Below are 21,738 nucleotides of genomic sequence, written 5' to 3'. Positions count from 1 at the left end.
CCGCCAGACCCGGAGCGCCGTTTCACGTGAAACGACGCCGCTCCGCACGCGACCCGGCCCCGGGGCGTGGTTTCACGTGAAACCGCACCCCGGGGCCGAATGGTCCCGTATGCCGGCTCAGCCCCAGGTGATGAGCCGCTTCGGGCGCTCCAGGACGGCCGCCACATCCGCGAGCAGCTTGGAGCCCAGTTCGCCGTCGACCAGACGGTGGTCGAAGGACAGTGCCAGGGTGGTGACCTGGCGGGCCTTCACCTTGCCCTTGTGCACCCACGGCTGGAGCTTGACCGCGCCGAAGGCGAGGATCGCCGACTCCCCCGGATTGAGGATCGGCGTACCGGTGTCGACACCGAAGACACCGACATTGGTGATGGTGACCGTGCCGCCGGCCATCGCCGCCGGGGACGTCTTGCCCTCGCGGGCCGTGGCGACCAGGTCGCCCAGCTCGGAGGCGAGTTGCGGAAGCGTCTTGGCCCCGGCGTCCTTGATGTTCGGGACGATCAGCCCGCGCGGGGTGGCCGCCGCGATGCCGAGGTTGACGTAGTCCTTGTAGACGATCTCCTGATTCGCCTCGTCCCAGGCCGCGTTGGCCTCCGGGTGGCGCTTGAGCGCGACCAGGAACGCCTTGGCGACGAGCAGCAGCGGGTTGACCCGCAGCCCCGCCATGTCCGGGTCCTGCTTCAGCTCCTGGACGAGCTTCATCGTCCGGGTCACGTCGACGGTGATGAACTCCGTGACGTGCGGAGCCGTGAAGGCGCTGGCGACCATCGCCTGGGCGGTGGCCTTGCGTACGCCCTTCACCGGCACCCGCCGCTCGCGTGCGGCGGTGTCGACGGTGCCGGGCTCGGCCGCGGCGACCGCGACGGGCGCGGGCGCCTCGGCCGGTGCCGCCGCCGGAGTGGCGGCGGCGTGCACGTCCTCGCGGGTGATGATCCCGTCCGGGCCGGTGGGGAGGATCGTCGCCAGGTCGATGCCGAGGTCCTTGGCGAGCTTGCGCACCGGCGGCTTGGCCAGCGGCCGGCCCGCGGCGGGTACGGCACTCCCGGCCGGAGCGGCCGGAGCGGGCTGAACAGCAGGCGCGACGGGGGTGGCGGGCGCCGCCGGAGCGGCCCGTCCGTTCAGCTCGGCCTGGAGCGCGGCCTTCGCCGGCTCCGGCTGCGCCGGTACGCCCGGCTGCGGCTTGCGGGCCCGGCGCTTGGTCGAGGACGGCGCGGCGCCGTAGCCGACCAGCACCGCCTGCCGGCCCTGCGGCTCGGCCTCCTCGTCGGCCGCGGCCTCCTGCGGCGCGGCGGCCGGGGCCTCGGCGGGACCTGCGCCGGGGTCGGTGTCGACGGCGATGATGGCGGTGCCGACATCGACGGTGACGCCCTCGCCGAAGCGCAGCTCGTGCACCACCCCGGTGTAGGGGATGGGCAGTTCGACGGCGGCCTTGGCGGTCTCGACCTCACAGACGACCTGGCCGTCGGTGACGGTGTCGCCCGGCTGGACGTACCACTTGAGGATCTCTGCCTCGGTCAGCCCCTCGCCCACGTCGGGCATCTTGAACTCGCGGAAGCGCTGAGCGTTGGCGGTACTTGCAGTCATGGTCACGAACTCTCCTCAAACCCTCAGTACGCCAACGCACGGTCAACGGCGTCGAGCACCCGGTCCAGCCCCGGCAGGTACTCGTCCTCCAGGCGGGAGGGCGGGTACGGGGAGTGGAAGCCGCCGACCCGCAGGACCGGTGCCTCCAGCTGGTAGAAACACCGCTCGGTGATACGGGCGGCGATCTCCGCACCGGAGCCGAAGAAGACCGGTGCCTCGTGCACGACGACCAGCCGGCCGGTCTTCTGCACCGACGACTGCACGGTGTCGAAGTCGATCGGCGACAGCGACCGCAGATCGACGACCTCGACCGACTTGCCCTCCTCGGCCGCGACCTTGGCGACGTCCAGGCACACCTTCACCATCGGGCCGTAGGCGGCCAGCGTGAGGTCGGAGCCGTTCTGGACGACCCGGGCCTTGTGCAGCGGGTCGGGGATCGACTCGGTGTCCAGCCGGGACTTGTCGTGGTAGCGGCGCTTGGGCTCGAAGTAGATGACCGGGTCGTCGCCCGCGATGGCCTGCTGGAGCATCCAGTAGGCGTCGGAGGAGTTCGAGGGAGAGACGATCTTGAGGCCCGCGACGTGCGCGAACAGCGCCTCGGGCGACTCGGAGTGGTGCTCGACCGCGCCGATTCCGCCCGCGTACGGGATGCGGATGACGACCGGCACCTTGACCTTGCCCAGCGCGCGGGCGTGCATCTTGGCGAGCTGGGTGACGATCTGGTCGTAGGCGGGGAAGACGAAGCCGTCGAACTGGATCTCGACGACCGGGCGGTAGCCGCGCAGCGCCAGGCCGATGGCCGTGCCGACGATGCCGGACTCGGCGAGCGGGGTGTCGATCACCCGGTCCTCGCCGAAGTCCTTCTGCAGACCGTCGGTGACGCGGAAGACGCCGCCGAGCTTGCCGACGTCCTCGCCCATGACGAGGACCTTGGGGTCGGCCTCCATGGAGGCACGGAGCGATTCGTTGATCGCCTTGGCGATCGTGATCTTCTCGAAGACGGCCATGGTCAGTTCCCCTCCGCGCTGGCATCGGCATCGGCGAACGACGCCTGGTACGCGGCGAACTGCGCGCGCTCCTCATCGACGAGCGCATGCCCGTCGGCATAGACATTCTCGAAGATCGCCATGTGGTCCGGGTCGGGCATGGCGCGCACGGCCTCGCGGACCCGCTTGCCCAGGGCCACGCTCTCCTCCTCGATCGACGCGAGGAATGCCTCGTCGACCAGGCCCTCGCTCTGCAGGTACACCCGCAGCCGCTGGATCGGGTCCTTGGCCTCCCAGGCCGCCCGCTCCTCGTCGGCCCGGTAGCGCGTCGGGTCGTCGGAGGTGGTGTGCGCGCCCATCCGGTAGGTGAACGCCTCGATGAGCATCGGCCCCTGGCCGGTACGGGCCCGCTCCAGCGCCGCCTTGGTCACCGCCAGACAGGCCAGTACGTCATTGCCGTCGACCCGTACGCCGGGGAATCCGAAGCCACGGGCGCGCTGGTAGAGCGGCACCCGGGTCTGCTTCTCGGTGGGCTCGGAAATCGCCCACTGGTTGTTCTGGCAGAAGAACACGACCGGGGCGTTGTAGACCGCGGAGAAGGTGAAGGATTCCGCGACGTCTCCCTGACTGGAAGCACCGTCACCGAAATACGCGATCACCGCGGAATCCGAGCCGTCCTTCTGCACACCCATCGCATAGCCGGTCGCGTGCAGCGTCTGCGAACCGATCACGATCGTGTAGAGGTGGAAGTTGTTGCTGTTGGGGTCCCAGCCGCCGTGATTGACGCCGCGGAACATGCCCAGCAGATTCGTCGGGTCGACGCCACGGCACCACGCCACACCGTGCTCACGGTAGGTCGGGAAGACGTAGTCGTCGTCGCGCAGCGCGCGACCGGAGCCGATCTGGGCCGCCTCCTGGCCGAGCAGCGAGGCCCACAGGCCCAGTTCGCCCTGGCGCTGGAGGGTGGTCGCCTCGGCGTCGAACTGCCGCGTCAGCACCATGTCGCGGTAGAGACCGCGCAGCTCTTCGGGGGAGAGGTCGATCGAGTAATCCGGGTGCTCGACCCGCTTCCCTTCCGGGGTCAGCAGTTGTACGAGCTGATCCTGCTCCGCCTGCTCGGGCCGGCCGGCGGTGCCGGTCTTGGCCGAGGACGCCTTCTTGGCCGGCGTCGCCTTTTTGGCGGTGGTGCGCTTGCTGCTGCCGCGGGCGTTTTTCCGCTGCGCAGTGCCTTCCACGGTCACGTGCTGCTCCTCCGTCTGTCCGGCCCCCGGGGTCCGCCGGTGGCCGTATTGCGGCTCACCCGGTATCCGATACGGCGCACGGGGTGGGTGCGAACGCGGCCGAATCCGGGTGGAACAAAGCTCCCGGAGGGTGGCCTGCTCATTGCACGTTACCCATTGTCAAAGCCGAAGTGGAAACGGCGCTGACCTGCGATTTTGCTTGGATTTCCAAGTAAATCGCGGAGGCTTGGAACAACTCCTGGTCACAGCGTTGCAGGCCGCCGGGACAACGGCACGTTATATCGATGACCTGGAGCACGGGAAGACTTGATGTGTGAGACTGGGTTGGTGCGCGAAGACGGAAAAATCACGGTATTCCTGCTCGATGACCACGAAGTCGTCCGGCGCGGCGTCCACGAAATGCTCGCCGTCGAGGAGGACATCGAGGTGGTCGGCGAGGCCGGCACCGCCGCAGATGCCCTGGTCAGGATCCCGGCGACGCGTCCCGACGTGGCCGTGCTCGACGTCCGGCTGCCCGACGGCAGCGGTGTCGAGGTCTGCCGTGAGATCCGTTCGCAGAACGAGGACATCAAATGCCTGATGCTCACCTCTTTCGCGGATGACGAGGCCCTCTTCGACGCGATCATGGCCGGCGCGGCGGGTTACGTCCTCAAGGCCATTCGGGGCAACGAGCTGCTCTCCGCGGTCCGCGACGTGGCCGCCGGGAAGTCGCTGCTCGATCCCGTCGCCACCGCGCGTGTCCTCGAACGGCTGCGCGACGGCAACGTCTCCAAGGGGGACGACCGGCTCGCGAGCCTCACCGACCAGGAGCGCAAGATCCTCGATCTGATCGGCGAGGGGCTGACCAATCGCGTGATCGGCGAGCGGCTGCATCTCGCGGAGAAGACGATCAAGAACTATGTCTCCAGCCTGCTGTCCAAGCTCGGCATGGAGCGCCGCTCCCAGGCCGCCGCGTACGTCGCGCGGCTACAGGCCGAGAAGCACTGACCCCGCGGGCATCCCGGACGGCGCGCAGGCCGGATCGGGGTGATTCGGGACCATCGTCCTGTTTTCTCCGGGCTGCTGGGCCCTACTGGCCGGCCGGGCCGACCGGCAAGGTGGTGCCATGCCCACCGACACCTACCGTGCCATCGAGTTGCTCGGCCGCATCCCCTACGGGCGGGTCTCGGCCAGTCGGCGGGCGCTGCCCTTCACCACCGTCACCCGGCATCTCGTCCTCGACGACGGGCGGCTGATGCTGCGGCTGCACCGCGGCTACGACTACCACCGGGCGCTGGACGGCAGCGTGGTCGCGTACGAGGCCGACAACGTCAACAGCGGCGCGGCCGACACCTGGTCCGTACAGTTCACCGGCACCGCGCGGGTCACCGCCCCGGCGGCCGCCGAACGGGAGCGGTTCGGTGCCACGCCCCGGCTGGCGGACGGGGAGCCCTTCGATCCGGTCTTCCTGCGCATCGAGCCGGAGTTCGTGACCCTGCACTGGCTCACCGAGGTACCGGCCCACCACCTCGCGCACTCTGCGTAAGGCTTTCCGCTTCACCCACTCCGACGGGTGCAGTTGATCTAACATCTGGCGCGTGCTGCGCTCATCTGTAGTCCGGACGGCGGCGACGCCCGACAGAGACACCCTGGGATCCCTGCTCCGCCACTACACCGGCGCCGGCGCGCCGCTGTCCTGCGAGCCGGTCGCCGAGGGCCTGCTCAACCACGGCTACTTCCTCGCCACCACCCGCGGCCGCTACTTCCTCAAGCACCACCTCGACGGCGACCACGCCGCCCTCACCCGCCAGCACCGCGCCACCCGGCGGCTCGCCGCCCTCGGCCTGCCGGTCGCCCCGCCCGTCGCCGACGCCGACGGCCGCACCGTCACCGTCCTCGACGGCCGCTGCTACGCCCTGCACCCCTGGGTCGAGGGCCGCCACCTCGGCGGTGCCGCGCTCTCGGGCGGACAGTCCCGCCGGCTCGGCGCCCTGCTCGGGCTCGTGCACACCGCACTGGAGCAGGTCATGGCGGACGAACCGCACCCCGCCCGGCCGCCGTGCACGGACACCGGGGCCGACCCCGAGCGCACCTTCGAAACGATCGACGAGCTGCTGGCCCTGGCCCGCGGCGCCCGCCCGCGAACCAGCTTCGACGAGCTCGCCGAGCACCGGCTGCTGGAGCGCCGGGCCCTACTGGAGCGGCAGGCGCACCGCCGCCCGGCTCCCGGCGCGGAACCCACCGCCGGCTGGGTGCACGGCGACTTCCACCCGCTCAACGTGCTCTACCGCGGCGCGGAGCCGACCGCGATCGTCGACTGGGACAGGCTGGGCGTCCAGCCGCGCGCGGAGGAGGCGGTCCGTGCCGCCGCGATCTTCTTCGTACGCCCCTGCGGCACGCTGGACCTGGCCAAGGTGGCGGCATACGCGGGCGCCTACCGCAGCGCCTGCGGGGCCGACGCCGACGAGCTGGCCGCGGCCGTCCACCGGGTCTGGTGGGAGCGGCTCAACGACTTCTGGATGCTCACCTGGCGCTACCAGCTCGGCGACCGCCGCACCGATCCGCAATTCCCGGCGGCGGCCGCCCTGGCCGTGTGGTGGACCCGCGAATACCACGCCGTGCAGGACGCGTTCACCCGCTGAGGCGGGCGGCGGGGCCGCCGCGTCAGCCGGTGGTGCCGAGCGTGGTGCCGCCGTCCGTGCCCGTGCCGGCGGTGGCGCCGCTGTCCGTACCGCCGGTGGCGCCACCGTTGTCGGTGCCACCGTTGCCGGTGCCCCCGTCGGTCGTCCCGCCGTCGGTCGTCCCGCCGTCGGTGGTCCCGCCGGTGGTGTCGGTGGGCGGCTCCGTCGTCGGCGTCTCGGTCGTGGGCGGCGGCGAGCTCGGCGGCTCGGACGTCGGCGGCGTGCTCGGCTGCGACGTCGACGGGCGGCTGTACGTACCGCTGTCGCCACCGGTGCCACCGGGCTCGGTCTGCGGGGTGCTCGGTTCGTCCGACGGCGGCTCGCTGGTCTTGTCGTCCTGCGACGGCGACGGCGACTGGGTCGCGGGGGTCTGCTGCTTCTTGTTCCCGCCGCCGGTGTTCTGCAGGGCGAAGGCCACGCCCAGCGCGATGGCGATCACCGCGAGCGCCGCGATCAGCAGGAACTTGCCGCGGCCGCCCTTGGCCGGCCGGGCCCCGCCGTCGAAACCGCCGTCGTCGTCCCGCATGCCGGACAGGATCGGCTGGGCCGTGGTCTGGCCCCCCTCGGGGTACGGCAGCGCGGTGGTGGCCGCCGTGCCCATGGCCGGGCCGAGACCTCCCTCGTGCATGGCCACCGGGCCGGTGCTCCAGGTCCCGGTGTGCCCGCCCTGCTCCTGCAGCATCTGCAGCGAGTACTGGACCAGGCCGCGCATCTCCTCGGCGGTCTGGAACCGGTCGTCGGGGTCCTTGGCCAGCGACCGCATGACCAGGCCGTCCAGCTCCGGCGGTACGTCGGCCACCTGCGAGGCAGGCACCGGCATGTCCTGGACGTGCTGGTAGACGACCGACAGCGGGGTCTCGCCGGTGAACGGCGGGCGCAGCGTGAGCAGTTCGTACAGCAGGCAGCCGGTGGCGTAGAGGTCGGAGCGGGTGTCGACGGTCTTACCGAGCGCCTGCTCCGGGGAGAGGTATTGGGGCGTACCCATGACCATGCCGGTCTGCGTCATGGTCGACTGCGCACCGTGCAGGGCACGGGCGATACCGAAGTCCATGACCTTGACGGCGCCGCTGTTGGTGATGATCACGTTCGCGGGCTTGATGTCACGGTGCACGATGCCGTGCTGATGGCTGTAGGCCAGCGCCTCCAGCACACCGGAGACGATGATCAGCGCCTGGTCCGGCGGCGGGGCGTCGGCGTTGAGCAGCAGATCGCGGATGGTGTGGCCCTCGACCAGCTCCATCACGATGTACGGCACGGTGTTGCCGCCGACGAGGTCCTCGCCGGAGTCGTAGACCGCGACGACCGCGTGGTGGTTCAGCCCGGCCACGGACTGTGCCTCCCGCGTGAAGCGGGCCTTGGACACCGGGTCCTCGGCGAGGTCGGCACGCAGCAGCTTCACGGCGACGGTCCGGCCCAGACGTACGTCCTCGGCCGCGAACACCTCCGCCATGCCGCCACGGCCGAGCCGCCGCGTGAGCCGGTAGCGGCCGTCGCCGACCAGCCCGCCGTTGCCCCACATCTCCGGTGCGTCGGGGATATTGGAGCCGGTGGCCTCAGGGTCGGACGGGCCCTGTGGGCTCTGCGTCGGTGCCATCGGTCCTCGCCGTCGAATCAATCCGCATGAGAGCGGTAAGGTCATCGGTCTTCGCTAGAGCACGCTACAGGCTCCGCGGCACCCGCCGGTCCGTCGTGGACCGGCCATCAAACCTGCCGGGCGCCCGGTATCGCAAGCTCACCTGGGGTAATCAAAGGCGCCGAACGTCTCACCGCCGTGACGGGATCTTGCACATCTGGTCACGGAACGGGCACACGGCTTGACGTGTCCGGGGCCTGGGGCAGACTTGGCGGGAGAATTTCAGATTTTGATCGCTACACGTGCGGGTTGTGCGCCGTGTGCCTAGGGGGAAGCGGAACGATGAGCCAGGACGGCGCTCAGGGCCAATTCGAGGGCCGTTCGGTCGGCGGAGGACGTTACCAGCTTCGTGATCTTCTCGGGGCCGGCGGCATGGCGTCCGTGCACCTCGCACACGACACCGTCCTCGACCGCGACGTCGCGATCAAGACACTGCACACCGAGCTCGGTCGTGAGCAGGCTTTCCGCGAGCGCTTCCGCCGCGAGGCGCAGTCCGTGGCGAAGCTCACGCACACCAATATCGTCTCGGTCTTCGACTCCGGTGAGGACGAACTCGACGGCGGCATGGTGCCGTACATCGTCATGGAGTACGTCGCGGGCCAGCCGCTGCGCTCCGACCTGGACAACGACATCGCCCAGCATGGCGCGATGCCGACGGAAAAAGCCCTGAAGATCACTGCCGATGTGCTGGCGGCGCTCGAGGTCAGCCACGAGATGGGGCTGGTCCACCGCGACATCAAGCCCGGCAACGTGATGCTGAACAAGCGGGGCGTCGTCAAGGTCATGGACTTCGGCATCGCCCGCGCCATGCAGTCCGGCGTGACCTCCATGACGCAGACCGGCATGGTCGTCGGCACCCCGCAGTACCTGTCGCCGGAGCAGGCGCTGGGCCGCGGGGTGGACGCCCGCTCCGACCTCTACTCCGTCGGCATCATGCTCTTCGAGCTGCTGACCGGTCAGCTGCCGTTCGACGCCGACTCCCCGCTCGCCATCGCCTACGCGCACGTCCAGGAAGAGCCGCCGGTCCCGTCGAGCATCAACCAGTCGCTGCCGCCGGCCGTCGACGCGCTGGTCGCCCGCGCGCTGAAGAAGAACCCCAACGAGCGCTTCCCGACCGCCGAGGCGATGCGGGACGAGTGCCTGCGGATCGCCGGGTCCGGGCAGTCCGGCGCGACGCCGCTGATCATCGGCGAGGGCCCGCGCGCCCGCACCAGCGGTTCCTCGGTCTCCTCCGCGGTGTTCCCCACCGCCTCCGGCACCCCGCACACCCCGGTGTCGCCGAACGTGCAGCAGCCGTACCAGCCGACGCAGGCCGCCGGGTACGGGCCGCAGACGCCCCCGCCGCTGAACAACGCCTACCCGACGCCGGCGCCCGGCCCGATCCCCGGCCCCGCCCCGTTCAACAGCGGCGGCTTCCAGGCACCGCCCCCGTACGCCCCGCCGCCCGTGACGGCCTCGATGCCGACGGCCGGCCGCCCCGGCGCGCGGAAGAACAACACCCCCGTGATCGTCGTCGCGGCGATCGTCGGCGTGGTCGTGGTCACCGCCATCGCGGTCGGCATCGGGCTGAGCGCCGGCTCCAGCAGCGACAACGGCGGGGACTCCCCGACATCGTCGTACACGCCGTACTCCTACACCCCTTCGCCCACCGACAACGTCCGGCCCGAGGACAAGTCCGCGACGATCCTGACGTCGGAGTGCACCAGCCCCACCAAGAGCTATTCCGACAAGGGCAAGATCCTCATCCCGTCGTTCCGCTACAAGAACCTGGACTCGGTGAAGAAGTGCATCGAGGCCGCCGGTTGGCATTACAAGATCGTCGGCGAGGAGGACAGCGCGATCTGGGGCAAGAACACCGTCACCCAGCAGAAGCCGGACGCGATCAGCTGGTGGTACCCGAGCAAGGACGACACCATCGAGCTGACGATCTCGACCGGCCGTAGCGGCTGACGGCGGACGGCCTCGGGCCGGAGAACATGACGGAGGGGCCGGCACGCGTGCGTGCCGGCCCCTTCTGTCGTTGCCCCTCCCGGCCCGGGTGGTCCCGGGCTTTCTCCAACCGCCGAGCCCCTACAGGTACGGGCCCGAGCGGGCACCGCCCTGGCCGGGCTTGCCCTCGTCGCCCTCCAGCCCGACACCGGGCGGCAGCGCGCGGCGCATCTGCTCCAGCTGGGCGCGGGCCGCCATCTGCTGGGCGAACAGCGCGGTCTGGATGCCGTGGAACAGGCCCTCCAGCCAGCCCACCAGCTGGGCCTGGGCGATCCGCAGCTCGGCCTCCGTCGGCACGGACTCATCGGTGAACGGGAGCGACAGCCGCTCCAGCTCCTCCACCAGCTCGGGCGCCAGCCCGTCCTCCAGCTCCTTCACCGAGCTGGCATGGATCTCCTTGAGCCGGACCCGGCTCGCCTCGTCGAGAGGCGCGGCCTTTACCTCCTCCAGCAGCTGCTTGATCATGCTGCCGATGCGCATGACCTTCGCAGGCTGTTCGACCATGTCCGTCACCGGGATCTCTCGGGGCTCATCGCCATCGTTCCCGCCACCGGTGCCGGCGCCGCCGAGCGCCATGCCGTCCGGGCCGACAACCAGGACGTGCGGATTCTCCTGCGACCGTTCGTTCATCGGCATATCCATGCCGCCATTCTCTCGTACGAGCGCTTCTCAACGGTGGTGCCCCTGGGAGAAGGTGATCCACCCTTCCGCGCGATGCCGAGATGCGGTTTCACGTGAACCCCCACGGGAGGGCGAGGAGCGGTTTCACGTGAAACCACCGGATTCCCGCTGTTTCACGTGAAACGGTGCGTGTTTCACGTGAAACCACCGGGAGCAACGTTCCGTTTCACGTGAAACAGGGCGGGTGCCGTCCCGTTTCACGTGAAACCGGCGGCGCGGTCAGCGACGCCGCAGTCGCAGGCCCAGGAAGGCCAGCCCCAGGCCGGTCAGCGCCAGGCCGGCCCCCATCGGCAGCACCCTCTCGACCGGGGCCGCAGGGGCTTCCAGGGCGTACGGCCTGGTGTCCGAGGCGCCGTCGGCGGTTCCCGTAGCAGGGGACGGCTGCTCCGGCATGGTGGGCGTCGGCAGCGGCGGCAGCGCCTCGTACGGCGTCCGGGGGCCCCGGTCCACGGCATCGACGCGGCGGGAGGACGGACGCCAGGTGTCGGGGGACGCGGACGCCGAGGGCTGGTGCTTCGGGGCCGAGGCGTGCCGGGGGTGTGCCCGGTCCGCGCCACGCGGTTCCGCCGGCCGTGCGAGCCCGAGGTCGCCGTCACCGGGGTAGTCGGGGTACCGGCCGTAGTACGACGGGCCCGGCCCGGAGAAGTCGCGGCCGAACGGGTGATGCGGGTGGTGGTACCACCGCCCTTCCCAGCCGTGATGGCGGTGCGACGGCCGGTGCGCCATGCGTCCGGGGCCGTACGGCAGGTCGGGGAAGCGGTCCGGCAGGTCCCGGAAGCGCCCCGGGCGGCCGGGAAAGCCCCCGTCCGCTGCCGTCTGCCCGGCGCCCGTCGGCAGCTCGCTCAGACGATCGTCGACCGCGAAGTCGTCGGGTGTGAGCATCTCGGGCGTCAGATCATCGGGCGCGTAGTCGTCGGGCGTATCGCCCGGCTGGACGAGGTTCGGCGGACGGTCAACCGGCGTGGCCTGTCGGTCCGAGGCCACCGCGGAGGTGGCTCCCAGGGGGACGGGCAGGACGACGGCGGCGACCACCAGACCGGTGGCAATGCGCGAACGGAATCCTGGAGCGACCACAGTGCCCCTCCCGTGCCGAGCCGTCGGGTGACTTGCCCAGCGTCACATGTGATCAGATTCACGGCATCTTGAAGCCGTCGGCGGGGGTACCCGGCGACGGCTCGGGAGGGGCGGGGCGGCCTTCACGGCCCGGTTCAGACCGTCAGGATGACCTTTCCGACGTGCTGGCTGGCTTCGAGGATGCGGTGCGCCTCGGCGGCCTCGGCCATCGGCAGCGTGCGGTCCACGATGGGCCGGACCTGACCGTTGGCGATCAGCGGCCAGACGTGCTCCCGCACGGCGGCGACGATGGCGGCCTTCTCGCTCAGCGGGCGGGCGCGCAGCCCGGCGCCGGTGATCGCGGCACGCTTGGCCATCAGGGCGGCGAGATTCAGCTCCGCCTTCACCCCGCCCTGCAGCCCGATGATCGCGAGCCGTCCGCTGACGGCGAGCGCCTTGACGTTCCGCTGCAGATACTTGGCGCCGATGATGTCGAGGATGACGTCCGCACCCTTGCCGTCGGTGCCCTTGCGGATCTCCTGGACGAAGTCCTGCTCGCGGTAGTCGATGAGGAGGTCCGCGCCCAACTCGGCGCAACGGGCCAGCTTTTCGGGACCGCCGGCGGTGACCGCGACCCGCGCGCCGACCGCCTTGGCCAGCTGGATCGCCATCGTGCCGATGCCGCTGGCACCCCCGTGGACCAGCAGCGTCTCGCCGGGCCGCAGGTGCGCGATCATGAAGACGTTCGACCAGACCGTGCAGGTCACCTCGGGCAGCGCGGCAGCGGTGACCAGGTCCAGGCCGGCCGGCACGGGCAGCAGCTGCCCGGCCGGGACGGCCACCTTCTCCGCGTAGCCGCCGCCCGACAGCAGCGCGCACACCTCGTCGCCGACGGCCCAGCCGTGCACGCCGGGACCGAGCGCGACGATCCGGCCCGCGCACTCCAGGCCGGGGTAGGGGGAGGCGCCGGGCGGCGGGTCGTAGAAGCCCTGACGCTGCAGCAGATCGGCGCGGTTCGCGGCGCTGGCCGCGACCTCGATCAGGACCTCGCCCTCTGCGGGCTGCGGATCGGGGACTTCGGCCCAGACAAGTGCTTCGGGGCCACCGGGCTCCGGGATAGTGATCGCTCGCATGGGCGCGAGGCTACTCGCCGTCCGCCTGCGGAGCGACGGTGCGGGGGCCGACGACCACGGCCGGGTCGGCCTGCCACCCGTTCACACCATCGGGTTATTCATCCAGCCGGCGCATCGGGGAGACGCCGGTGCCGGGGAGCGTCGGCTTCGCGGGCTTCTTGCCGGGAACGGCCGGTTCCTCGGTCGCGGCCGCGCGGACGATGGTGATCAGCCGGTCGGTGCTCTGCAGCGGGCTGGCCGCCGGGTCGTCATATCCCAGGAGCCGGTGGCCACGCAGGACCGAGACAACCAGATCGGCCGTCTCCCGTACGGACTTGCCCACCTCGGACTTCACCACCGGACGTTCCACCAGGTCCAGGCCGCTGCCCTGCTGGATCAGGTCCTCCATGACGGTGCCCGCGCTGGGGCTGTGGACGGAGAGCCCCAGCAGCCGGCCCGCCGCGCTGGCCGAGGTGATCACGGAGTCGGCACCGGACTGCCGCAGCAGCGGGGCGTTCTCCTCCTCCCGCACCGCGGCGACGATGGTCGCCTTCTTGTTGAGCTGACGTGCGGTCAACGAGACCAGCACGGCGGTGTCATCGCGCTGGGTGGCGATGACGACCTGGTGGGCGCGCTGGATCTCGGCCCGCAGCAGCACATCGCTGCGGGTCGCGTCACCGACCACTCCGGCGTAGCCCTCGGCCACCGCCGCGTCGATCACCTTGGAGCTGGGGTCGACGATGACGATGCGGTCGCGGCTCAGCCCCGTCGCGCGGAGGGTCTGGACGGCGGAACGGCCCTTCGTCCCGAAGCCGACGATGACGGTGTGGTCGCGCAAGGCGTTTCTCCAGCGTTTCAGTTGCCACTGCTCGCGGGTGCGCTCGGTCAGCACCTCCAGTGTGGTCCCGACCAGGATGATCAGGAAGAGCACCCGCAGCGGCGTGATGAGCAGGATGTTCAGCAGCCGCGCGCTGTCGCCGTAGGGCACGATGTCGCCGTAGCCCGTGGTGGAGAGGGTGACGGTCGCGTAGTAGAAGCAGTCGAGCAGGTCCACCGTGCCGTTGGCGTTGTCGTGGTACTCGTCGCGCTCCATCCACACGATGAAGACCGTGGCGAGCAGGACGAGCAGCGCCATCAGCAGCCGCCGGCCGACCTGCCGCAGCGGCGCCTTCGGCGCGCGGCGCGGCAGCATCACCCGGTGTGAGCGGTCCTCGGGTACCTCGCGTGCCGCGGCGTCCTGCAGCGGGAGCTTCACGCGGCGCCCCCGGAGAACCCGTACGGCGCCCCGGCCGCGGGCCCAGCCGCCGACGAACCCGGCGCCCAGCCCGCTGACCAGGGAAGTTCCAGCAGTTCGAGCTCCGTGCCGGGGTCCGCGCCGCCGGGCGGGACGACCGCGAGCGCGTCGGCGGCGGCGATCCCGCGCAGCATGGCCGGGCCGTGGAAGTGCAGCGGCTCCGCCGTCAGGCCGTGCCGCTCGTCGTCGCGGTAGACCACCGGGACGAGCCGGATGTCCTGCGGATGCCCGTGGACCGCGGCGGCCAGCGGCGCACGGTACGGCTCCACGGGCCGGCGGGCCGCGAGGGTACGGAGCAGCGGCTCGGCGAGCGTGCAGAGGCCGGAGACGGCGGCGAGCGGGTTGCCGGGCAGGCCGACGAGGTGTCGGCGCGGGGCGAGCCGGGCGAGCAGCATGGGGTGGCCCGGACGTACCGCCACCCCGTCCACCAGCACCTCGGCGCCCAGCCGGCGCAGGGTGGGGTGGACGTGGTCGACCGGGCCGGACGCGGTGCCGCCGGTGGTGATGACCACGTCGGCGGTGGACCGGGCGAGGGCCTCGTACAACGTGTCGGCGTCATCGGCCAGGTGGCGCGGGGCGGGCGCCTCGACGCCCAGGGCGTGCAGCCACGGGACGAGCATCGGGCCGAGCGCGTCCCGGATGCGGCCGTCCTGGGGCAGCCCGCGGTCCAGCAACTCATCGCCCAGGACCAGCACTTCGGCTCGCGGCCGGGGGTAGGAGGTCAGCTCGTCGTAACCGGCCGCAGCGGCCAGGCCCAGCACGGCGGGGGTCACCAGGGCCCCGGCGGAGAGCAGTTGGTCGCCGCGACGGCACTCCTGGCCGCGCGGGCGGATGTCCTGGCCGGGCGGTGCGAGCCGCGGTGCGTACAGCCGCCGCCCGCCGTCGGCGAGCTCCCGCACCTCGCCGTGCTCGTTGCGCAGCACGGCGGTGGCGCCGGCCGGGACGCGTGCCCCGGTCGCGATCGGGACGGCGTGGCCGTCGAGGAGCGCCTCGGTGGGGGCGTGACCGGCGAGGATGCCGGGGTGCGGGGCGGTCGCGGCGTCGTCCGCGGGGTGGTCGAGGCGCCAGGGACCGGGGCCGGAGACCGCCCAGCCGTCCATCGCCGAGGTGTCGAACGACGGCAGATCGGTGAGCGCGGTCAGCGGCTCGGCGAGCGTCCGGCCGAGCGCTTCGCCGAGCGCCGTGGTCGTCGGCTCGGGCGGCCCGGACACGGCGCGCGCGGCGATCCGGCGGGCGGCGTGCCAGGGGAGGTCGGCCGGCGCACGGCGGGGTGCGGGGGCGGCGGAGGGATCCGAGCCGCAGGGGCGGCCTTCGGGGCGCCCGTCCCGGCTGACGACGCGGTCGCTGTGAACGCCGGGCAGGTCGCCGTCGGAGGCGGGGCGCTCGCCGTCCGAAGTGGGGCGTTCGCCGGCGGCGCCACCGCCGGCTCCGGCGTCGGCCGCCACGGTGACCCGGCCCTCGTTGGCCAGCGCCAGCGCATCGTCGAACAGGTCGCCGGGCCCCTCGTCGCGGGGCGCACGCAGCCCGCCCCGGGGCACTCCGCCCCTGTCCCCGTCGGTCATTCGGCGGGCTTCGCTTCGGCGCCCGTGGCGCCGGCGTCGGGCGCGTCGGCGGCCTGCTCGGTCTCCGCCGCCCAGCGGTTGGCCAGCGCGGCGACCTGGTCGGACAGCACCTTCACGTCCCGGTCCTGCCGGCCCGCCGCGTAACCGATCAGGAACGTCGTCAGCGGCGCGGCCGGGCGGGCCACGCCGTGCGCCGCGTCCCGCGCGAGATCGAGAAGCGCCGCCGTGTCGACATCGAGCTCGATGCCCAGTTCGGCCTTGACTGCGGTGATCCATTCGTCCAACACGAGTCCATGCTCCCTGATACGGGCGCGCGCTGCGCTGAGGGCCTCCCAGGTGTCGCAGTCGAAGGATGCCGTGGCGGCGGCGTCCTTGATCCGCGCGAGCACCAGCCGGTTGGTCACGGCGCGCAGCGGCAGCCCGGCCAGGGTGCCGTGCTCGGCCCGCACCTCCGCCAGCTCGCGGCGCAGCGAGGCGGCCCGGTAGGCGGCGATCAGCGGCTGGTCCTTCCCGGCGGCGTCCTGGAGCAGCGCGCCGTCCGCCGCTCCCTCGGCCGCCTCCAGCAGGGTCCGTACGGTCGCGGGGGTCAGGAACGGCAGGTCGGCGGAGAGCGCGAGCACCACCGCGGCGGTGGTGTGCCGCAGACCGGCGTCCAGCGCGGCGAGCGGGCCGCCGCCCGGCGGGTCCTCCAGGGCGCGCACGACGGCCCGGGCGGTCGGACGGCCGGGACCGACGACGACGGTGGTCACCGCGTCGGGGCAGGCGGCGAGCACCCGGTCCAGGAGGGCGCGGCCGCCGACGGAGAGGGCGGGTTTGTCCGCCCCGCCGAGCCGCCGGGCGGCGCCTCCGGCCAGGATGACGGCGTCGTGCTCGATGTGGTCGTTCACCCCTTGAGTATCACCAGGGGCAGCGCGCTCACACAGCGGCCGCACGGGACGGGGCGCCGGGCGCCTCGTGGATGCCGTGGCCGGTTCCGGTGAGCTGGCCGGTACCGGCACGGTGAGGGCTCGGCGAGGTGGCCGGCTGGGCCGCAGAGTAGTCAGCTCGGACCCCGTCGCCCTCACCTACGCGGCTCTCCGCGCGCACAGGACAGGGTCTCCGCGGGCACGGGACCGGTCTGCCCGCTCGCAGGACCGGTCCCGTGCCCTTCGCGCTCTTCGCGCTCACATCCCCCGCAGCAACAGCGCGGGCTGCTCCACGCAGTCGGCGACGAACCGCAGGAAGCCCCCGGCGGTGCCGCCGTCGCACACCCGGTGGTCGAAGGTGAGCGACAGCTGGACGACCTGCCGGACCGCCAACTCACCGTCGTGCACCCAGGGTTTGGCGGCTATCCGGCCCACACCGAGCATCGCCGCCTCGGGGTGGTTGATGATCGGCGTGGAGCCGTCGACGCCGAAGACGCCGTAGTTGTTGAGGGTGAACGTGCCGTGCGTCAGCTCGGCCAGGGACAGCCCGCCCTCCCGGGCGGTTTCGGTGAGCCGGGCGAACTCGGCGGAGAGGTCCTCGACGGTACGCGCATGGGCGTCCCGTACGACCGGCACCACCAGGCCGCGGTCGGTCTGCGCCGCGAAGCCCAGATGGACGGCCGGCAGCCGGACGATCTCCTGGGTCTTGGTGTCCACGGTGGAGTTGAGCTGCGGGAACCGCGCGAGGGCGGCCGTGGTGATCCGGGCCAGTAGCGCGAGCAACGACACCTTGGGAGCACCGGGCACATTCATCGCCCTGCGGGCGGCGAGGAGTTCGGTGGCGTCGGCGTCCACCCAGCAGGTGGCCTCCGGGATCTCCCGGCGGCTGCGGCTGAACTTCTCGGCCGCCGCGCCCAGCATCCCCCGCAGCGGAATCCGCTCCTCGCCGGTCGGGGCCGCGGCAGCGGCGCCCACCGCGTCTGTCACACCGGCACCAGCCGTCGCGTGCTCCTGGCGCGTCCGGATCGCGCACTCGACGTCCGTACGGAGAATGAGCCCGTCCCGCCCGGAACCGGTCACCTCCCGCAGGTCCAGGTCGTGTTCCCGGGCCATCCGACGTACCAGCGGCGAGATGACGGCCACCGTACGACTGCGGGCATCCGCCGCACGGGCGGCGGCCGAGCCGTTCGCCCCCGTACGTGCCCCGGCCGCCGCCACGGCCCCGGCCCGGGGGACCCCCGCAGCCTCCGCGCCGGAGCTGTCCTGCCCCGCCGCCACCTGCTCCGCCGGCCGCGACGCCCCTGCCGCGGGGCCCGTGCCGCCCGGCCGGATCCGGCGCCGCCGCGCCGCCGCCGCGCTCGTGCCGTACCCGACGAGCACGTTCCCGGACCCGGCCTCCGCCGCGTCCGCAGGGCCCGCGGGCGCTCCGGCCTCTGAACCATGGGCCGACGGCCCGGTGCCCGCCAGATCGTCCGGCACCGCACCGACCGCGACAGTCACCAGCGGTGCGCCCACCGGGACTTCAGCACCCTCCGCGCCGAAGCGGGCGGTCACCACCCCGCCGTACGGGCAGGGCACCTCCACCATCGCCTTGGCGGTTTCGACCTCCACCACGGGCTGGTCGACGGCGACCACCTCGCCGACCTCGACCATCCACTGCACGATCGTCGCCTCGGTGAGCCCCTCCCCCAGGTCGGGCAGGGTGAATTCGCGGACCACGGCCATCACTCACCACGTCCCTCGGTCCAGTCCGACTCCCACTGGAGGCGGGCGACGGTGTCCAGGATCCGGTCCACGCCGGGCAGATGGTGCCGCTCCAGCATCGGCGGCGCATACGGGATGTCGAAGCCGGCGACCCGCAGCACCGGCGCCTCCAGGTGGTGGAAGCAGCGCTCCGTGATCCGTGCGGCGATCTCCCCTCCGGGACCGCCGAACCCGTTGGACTCGTGGACGATCACGGCACGTCCGGTGCGGCGCACCGACGCGCAGACCGTCTCGTCGTCGAACGGCATCAGGGAACGCAGGTCGACCACCTCCAGGTCCCAGCCCTCGGCACGGGCCGCCTCGGCGGCCTCCATGCAGACCGGCAGCGACGGCCCGTAGGTGACCAGCGTGGCGCTGCTGCCGCGGCGCCGGACCTCGGCCCGGCCCAGCGGGGCGACCGGCGCGGGCTCGTCCGGCGACCAGTCGGACTTGGACCAGTAGAGCCGCTTGGGCTCCAGGAAGACGACCGGGTCGTCGGAGGCGATGGCGGCCCTGAGCAGCCCGTAGGCGTCCTCGACGGTCGCCGGGGTGACGACCTGGAGCCCCGGGGTGGCGAGGTAGTACGCCTCGGAGGAGTCGCTGTGGTGCTCGACGCCGCCGATCCCGCCGCCGTAGGGAATCCGGATCGTCAGCGGCATCGGCAGCGCACCGCGGGTGCGGTTGCGCATCTTCGCCACATGGCTGACCAGCTGCTCGAACGCCGGGTAGGCGAACGCGTCGAACTGCATCTCCACGACCGGCCGCAGCCCGTACATCGCCATGCCGACGGCGGTGCCGAGTATGCCGGCCTCGGCGAGCGCGGTGTCGGTGCAGCGGTCCTCGCCGAACTCCCTGGCCAGGCCGTCGGTGACGCGGAAGACGCCGCCCAGGGTGCCGACGTCCTCGCCCATGACGTGGACGGACGGGTCCTCGGCCATGGCGTCGTGCAGGGCGCGGGTCAGTGCCTGCGCCATCGTGGCGGGCTTGCGCGCGGTCGCCGGAACGGTGGTCGTCATGGCCTGGCCTCCTCGGCGGACCCATCGGTGCCCGCTGCGTCCTCGGTGTGTCCGGCGGCCTCGGCATCCAGCTCGGCGCGCAACTGCTCCGCCTGCTCACGCAGTTGGCTGGTCTGCTCGGCGAATACGTGGTTGAACAGGTCCATCGGGTCGAGCACCGGATCGGCGTTCATCCGCTCCCGCAGGTCGGCCGCCATCTGCTCGGCGCCGTCCCGGGTGGCCCCGACGAATTCCTCGGTCAGCAGCCGCCGCGCCTCGAGTTCGCGCTCCAGGAGCGCTATCGGGTCGTGGGCCCGCCAGGTCTCGACCTCGGCGTCGGCGCGGTAGCGGGTGGCGTCGTCGGCGTTGGTGTGGGCCTCGATGCGGTACGTGACGGCCTCGACCAGCGTGGGACCGCCGCCCCCGCGGGCGCGCTCCACGGCCTCGGTGAGCACCTCGTGCACCGCGGGCGCGTCGTTGCCGTCGACCAGGCGTCCCGGCATGCCGTATCCGACCGCCTTGTGGGCGAGGGACGGCGCCGCGGTCTGCTTGGCGAGCGGCACGGAGATCGCGAAGCCGTTGTTCTGGACGAGGAAGACGACCGGCGCCTGCCACAGCGCCGCAAAGTTCAGCGCCTCGTGGAAGTCGCCCTCGCTCGTGCCGCCGTCGCCCACCATGGCCAGCGCCACCACGTCGTCGCCCTTGAGGCGGGCGGCGTGTGCGAGACCCACGGCGTGGGGGAGTTGGGTGGCGAGGGGGGTGCACAGAGGGGCGATGCGGTGTTCGTGCGGGTCGTAGCCGTTGTGCCAGTCGCCGCGCAGCAGGGTCAGGGCCTGTACGGGGTCGAGGCCACGGGCCACGGCGGCCAGGGTGTCGCGGTAGCTGGGGAAGAGCCAGTCGCGCTCTTCGAGGGCCAGCGCGGCGGCCACCTCGCAAGCCTCCTGGCCGGTGGAGGACGGATAGACCGCCAGCCTCCCCTGCCGGGTCAGTGCCGTGGCCTGGGCGTTGTAGCGACGGCCGCGCACCAGCTGGGCGTACAGCCGGGTCAGCAGTCCGGAGTCGAGTCGGCCTGCGGCGTCCGTGCCCAGGAGGCGGTACGGCGCCGCGTCGGGCAGGAGGGGCGCGGGGTCGACGCGCGGCCGCCAGGCGGGCGGCGGGCCGGCCAGGCTGCTCTTGTTCCTGCTGCTGCCGGGCTGCTCTAGGACCGTCATGTCGAGCACCTCCTCGGATCAGGGGGTGGCGCGCGGGCGCCTCATTGGGGTGGTGGGCGGACGGCGGATGGGCAGGATGGAGTCGGTCGGGGCGGCTGAGCCCTTCCCTACCGATTGTTCGGTCGCTGATGCATTTTGGCTACAGGCGGGTTCAGCCTGTGGACAAACGGTTCTCCACAGCTTGAGATGAAGACAGGGCGTCCACAAAGGGGAGGCGGGACCATATGCCGGACGAACAGATGGCCAACACCGGAGGACAGTCGTCACACCCCGCTCCGCCATCGCCGGCCGCACGCCCGCTGGACACCATCGACCGCTCGATCCTGCGCATGCTTCAGACCGACGGACGGGCCTCGATACGCTCCGTGGCCGAGCGGGTGCACGTCTCGCGCGCCAATGCGTACGCGCGGATCAACCGGCTCATCGACGACGGGGTGATCCGCGGCTTCAGCGCCCTCGTCGACCAGGAACGGGCAGGCCAGGGCGCCTCCGCGTACATCACGCTGAAAATCGTCCAGAACTCCTGGCGGACCGTGCGCAAGCAGCTGACGTCACTGCCGGGCGCCACCCATATCGCGCTGGTCAGCGGCGATTTCGACGTTCTGCTGCTGGTCCACACCAAGGACAACCGCGAACTGCGCGAACTGGTCCTCACCCGCATCCAGTCGATACCCGAAGTACTCAGCACCAGGACGTTGCTGGTCTTCGAGGAGACGAACCTGGGGCCGGAGGAGGCGTAGGGGAGGTGGGGCGGGGGCGGCCACCGGCGCCTGACGGGAGAGGCAGGGCTGCGGCCACTGGCGCCGACGTGGGAGGGGCTGCCGCCACTGCCGTTGGCCCGGGAGAAACGGGGCTCGGGCTCAGCCGCTGACCGCGAGAGCCGGAGCTCGGGCTCGGCCCCTGCCCGCCGGCCAGGAAAAACCCGGCCTCGGGCTCGCCCGCTGACCGCGAGAAGCCGGCGCTCGGGCTCGGCCCCTGCTTGCCCCGCGAGGCTTCCGCTGCGGCTTCCCCCGCCCCCTCCCCCTCCCCCCCTTCGGGGGAGGGGGCGGGGGGTGGGTTCGGGGGTGGGGGGGTGCCAGCGGGGCTCAGCTC

Annotated in this window: 18 protein-coding genes; 5 read left to right on the top strand and 13 right to left on the bottom strand. The window is 72.1% G+C overall.

The features are described from left to right. Positions 1-117: 117 nt before the first annotated feature. Genes OO62_RS15225 through pdhA (OO62_RS15215) form a run of 3 tightly spaced genes read right to left on the bottom strand, consistent with a single transcriptional unit; the run spans position 118 to position 3,808 of the window. Entirely contained in the window at positions 118-1,581 is a 1,464-nt protein-coding gene (locus OO62_RS15225) for a dihydrolipoamide acetyltransferase family protein (protein ID WP_033268106.1), read from the bottom strand. 23 nt (positions 1,582-1,604) lie between these two features. After that, positions 1,605-2,588 (bottom strand): alpha-ketoacid dehydrogenase subunit beta, encoded by a 984-nt coding sequence (locus OO62_RS15220; protein WP_033267945.1) that lies wholly within the window; start codon positions 2,586-2,588, stop codon positions 1,605-1,607. Positions 2,589-2,590: 2 nt separating this feature from the next. Then, positions 2,591-3,808 carry a pyruvate dehydrogenase (acetyl-transferring) E1 component subunit alpha gene (gene pdhA / locus OO62_RS15215; RefSeq protein WP_033267944.1) on the bottom strand — a complete coding sequence of 406 codons (1,218 nt, stop codon included), beginning with the start codon at positions 3,806-3,808 and terminating at the stop codon, positions 2,591-2,593. A 327-nt stretch (positions 3,809-4,135) separates the two neighbouring features. Here pdhA (OO62_RS15215) and OO62_RS15210 point away from each other — a divergent pair, with 327 nt between their 5' ends. The 3 genes from OO62_RS15210 (at position 4,136) to OO62_RS15200 (ending at position 6,429) form a co-directional block, all read left to right on the top strand. Beyond that, entirely contained in the window at positions 4,136-4,795 is a 660-nt protein-coding gene (locus OO62_RS15210) for a response regulator (protein ID WP_033267943.1), read from the top strand. A gap of 118 nt (positions 4,796-4,913) precedes the next feature. Next, positions 4,914-5,333 carry a pyridoxamine 5'-phosphate oxidase family protein gene (locus OO62_RS15205; RefSeq protein WP_033267942.1) on the top strand — a complete coding sequence of 140 codons (420 nt, stop codon included), beginning with the start codon at positions 4,914-4,916 and terminating at the stop codon, positions 5,331-5,333. A gap of 52 nt (positions 5,334-5,385) precedes the next feature. Next, positions 5,386-6,429, top strand: a complete 1,044-nt coding sequence (locus OO62_RS15200) for a phosphotransferase (protein WP_033267941.1) — start codon at positions 5,386-5,388, stop codon at positions 6,427-6,429. Positions 6,430-6,451: 22 nt separating this feature from the next. On the opposite strand, the gene OO62_RS15195 is transcribed toward OO62_RS15200, so the two are convergent. Continuing rightward, entirely contained in the window at positions 6,452-8,062 is a 1,611-nt protein-coding gene (locus OO62_RS15195; RefSeq protein ID WP_078617177.1) for a protein kinase domain-containing protein, read from the bottom strand. Between the two features lie 321 nt (positions 8,063-8,383). On the opposite strand from OO62_RS15195, the gene OO62_RS15190 reads away from it, so the two are divergent. Beyond that, the gene (locus tag OO62_RS15190) at positions 8,384-10,051 is read left to right on the top strand and encodes a protein kinase domain-containing protein (RefSeq protein ID WP_033267939.1); all 1,668 of its coding nucleotides are present in this window, start codon (positions 8,384-8,386) and stop codon (positions 10,049-10,051) included. A gap of 120 nt (positions 10,052-10,171) precedes the next feature. Here OO62_RS15190 and OO62_RS15185 read toward each other — a convergent pair whose 3' ends face one another. From OO62_RS15185 to pdhA (OO62_RS15145), 9 genes are all read right to left on the bottom strand, one after another. Further along, positions 10,172-10,732, bottom strand: a complete 561-nt coding sequence (locus OO62_RS15185; protein ID WP_173675752.1) for a bacterial proteasome activator family protein — start codon at positions 10,730-10,732, stop codon at positions 10,172-10,174. Between the two features lie 258 nt (positions 10,733-10,990). Continuing rightward, the gene (locus OO62_RS36970; protein ID WP_129322986.1) at positions 10,991-11,845 is read right to left on the bottom strand and encodes a hypothetical protein; all 855 of its coding nucleotides are present in this window, start codon (positions 11,843-11,845) and stop codon (positions 10,991-10,993) included. Between the two features lie 134 nt (positions 11,846-11,979). Continuing rightward, positions 11,980-12,957, bottom strand: a complete 978-nt coding sequence (locus OO62_RS15175) for an NAD(P)H-quinone oxidoreductase (protein ID WP_033267937.1) — start codon at positions 12,955-12,957, stop codon at positions 11,980-11,982. 94 nt (positions 12,958-13,051) lie between these two features. Continuing rightward, positions 13,052-14,191: a potassium channel family protein gene (locus OO62_RS15170; protein ID WP_033267936.1), complete on the bottom strand. Its 1,140-nt coding sequence runs from the start codon at positions 14,189-14,191 to the stop codon at positions 13,052-13,054. Further along, positions 14,188-15,792: a molybdopterin molybdotransferase MoeA gene (locus tag OO62_RS15165; RefSeq protein ID WP_033267935.1), complete on the bottom strand. Its 1,605-nt coding sequence runs from the start codon at positions 15,790-15,792 to the stop codon at positions 14,188-14,190. The genes OO62_RS15170 and OO62_RS15165 overlap by 4 nt, the downstream gene beginning before the upstream one ends. Beyond that, on the bottom strand, positions 15,789-16,679 hold the full coding sequence (locus tag OO62_RS15160; protein ID WP_033267934.1) for an NTP transferase domain-containing protein: 891 nt from the start codon (positions 16,677-16,679) through the stop codon (positions 15,789-15,791). The genes OO62_RS15165 and OO62_RS15160 overlap by 4 nt, the downstream gene beginning before the upstream one ends. Positions 16,680-16,955: 276 nt before the next feature. Beyond that, entirely contained in the window at positions 16,956-18,422 is a 1,467-nt protein-coding gene (locus tag OO62_RS15155; RefSeq protein WP_033267933.1) for a dihydrolipoamide acetyltransferase family protein, read from the bottom strand. After that, on the bottom strand, positions 18,422-19,456 hold the full coding sequence (locus OO62_RS15150; protein WP_033267932.1) for an alpha-ketoacid dehydrogenase subunit beta: 1,035 nt from the start codon (positions 19,454-19,456) through the stop codon (positions 18,422-18,424). Before OO62_RS15150 ends, OO62_RS15155 begins: the two co-directional genes overlap by 1 nt. Beyond that, a complete protein-coding gene (gene pdhA / locus OO62_RS15145) occupies positions 19,453-20,646 on the bottom strand; it encodes a pyruvate dehydrogenase (acetyl-transferring) E1 component subunit alpha (RefSeq protein WP_033267931.1) in 1,194 nt (397 codons plus the stop codon). Before pdhA (OO62_RS15145) ends, OO62_RS15150 begins: the two co-directional genes overlap by 4 nt. Before the next feature lie 224 nt (positions 20,647-20,870). Here pdhA (OO62_RS15145) and OO62_RS15140 point away from each other — a divergent pair, with 224 nt between their 5' ends. Continuing rightward, complete coding sequence (locus OO62_RS15140; protein ID WP_033267930.1) at positions 20,871-21,386, top strand: Lrp/AsnC family transcriptional regulator; 516 nt, start codon at positions 20,871-20,873, stop codon at positions 21,384-21,386. The last annotated feature ends 352 nt before the right edge of the window (positions 21,387-21,738 follow it).

The sequence above is a fragment of the Streptomyces lydicus genome (assembly GCF_000717345.1).
Classification (GTDB): Bacteria; Actinomycetota; Actinomycetes; order Streptomycetales; family Streptomycetaceae; genus Streptomyces; species Streptomyces lydicus.
This window is presented reverse-complemented; position numbering and strand designations above follow the sequence as displayed.

Coding starts and splice junctions, on each gene's coding strand:
- OO62_RS15225 (WP_033268106.1), bottom strand. CDS start 1,581: ATGACTGCAAGTACCGCCAACGCTCAGCGCTTCCGCGAGTTCAAGATG.
- OO62_RS15220 (WP_033267945.1), bottom strand. CDS start 2,588: ATGGCCGTCTTCGAGAAGATCACGATCGCCAAGGCGATCAACGAATCG.
- OO62_RS15205 (WP_033267942.1), top strand. CDS start 4,914: ATGCCCACCGACACCTACCGTGCCATCGAGTTGCTCGGCCGCATCCCC.
- OO62_RS15195 (WP_078617177.1), bottom strand. CDS start 8,062: ATGGCACCGACGCAGAGCCCACAGGGCCCGTCCGACCCTGAGGCCACC.
- OO62_RS15190 (WP_033267939.1), top strand. CDS start 8,384: ATGAGCCAGGACGGCGCTCAGGGCCAATTCGAGGGCCGTTCGGTCGGC.
- OO62_RS15185 (WP_173675752.1), bottom strand. CDS start 10,732: ATGGATATGCCGATGAACGAACGGTCGCAGGAGAATCCGCACGTCCTG.
- OO62_RS15175 (WP_033267937.1), bottom strand. CDS start 12,957: ATGCGAGCGATCACTATCCCGGAGCCCGGTGGCCCCGAAGCACTTGTC.
- OO62_RS15165 (WP_033267935.1), bottom strand. CDS start 15,792: ATGACCGACGGGGACAGGGGCGGAGTGCCCCGGGGCGGGCTGCGTGCG.
- OO62_RS15155 (WP_033267933.1), bottom strand. CDS start 18,422: ATGGCCGTGGTCCGCGAATTCACCCTGCCCGACCTGGGGGAGGGGCTC.
- OO62_RS15150 (WP_033267932.1), bottom strand. CDS start 19,456: ATGACGACCACCGTTCCGGCGACCGCGCGCAAGCCCGCCACGATGGCG.
- pdhA (WP_033267931.1), bottom strand. CDS start 20,646: ATGACGGTCCTAGAGCAGCCCGGCAGCAGCAGGAACAAGAGCAGCCTG.
- OO62_RS15140 (WP_033267930.1), top strand. CDS start 20,871: ATGCCGGACGAACAGATGGCCAACACCGGAGGACAGTCGTCACACCCC.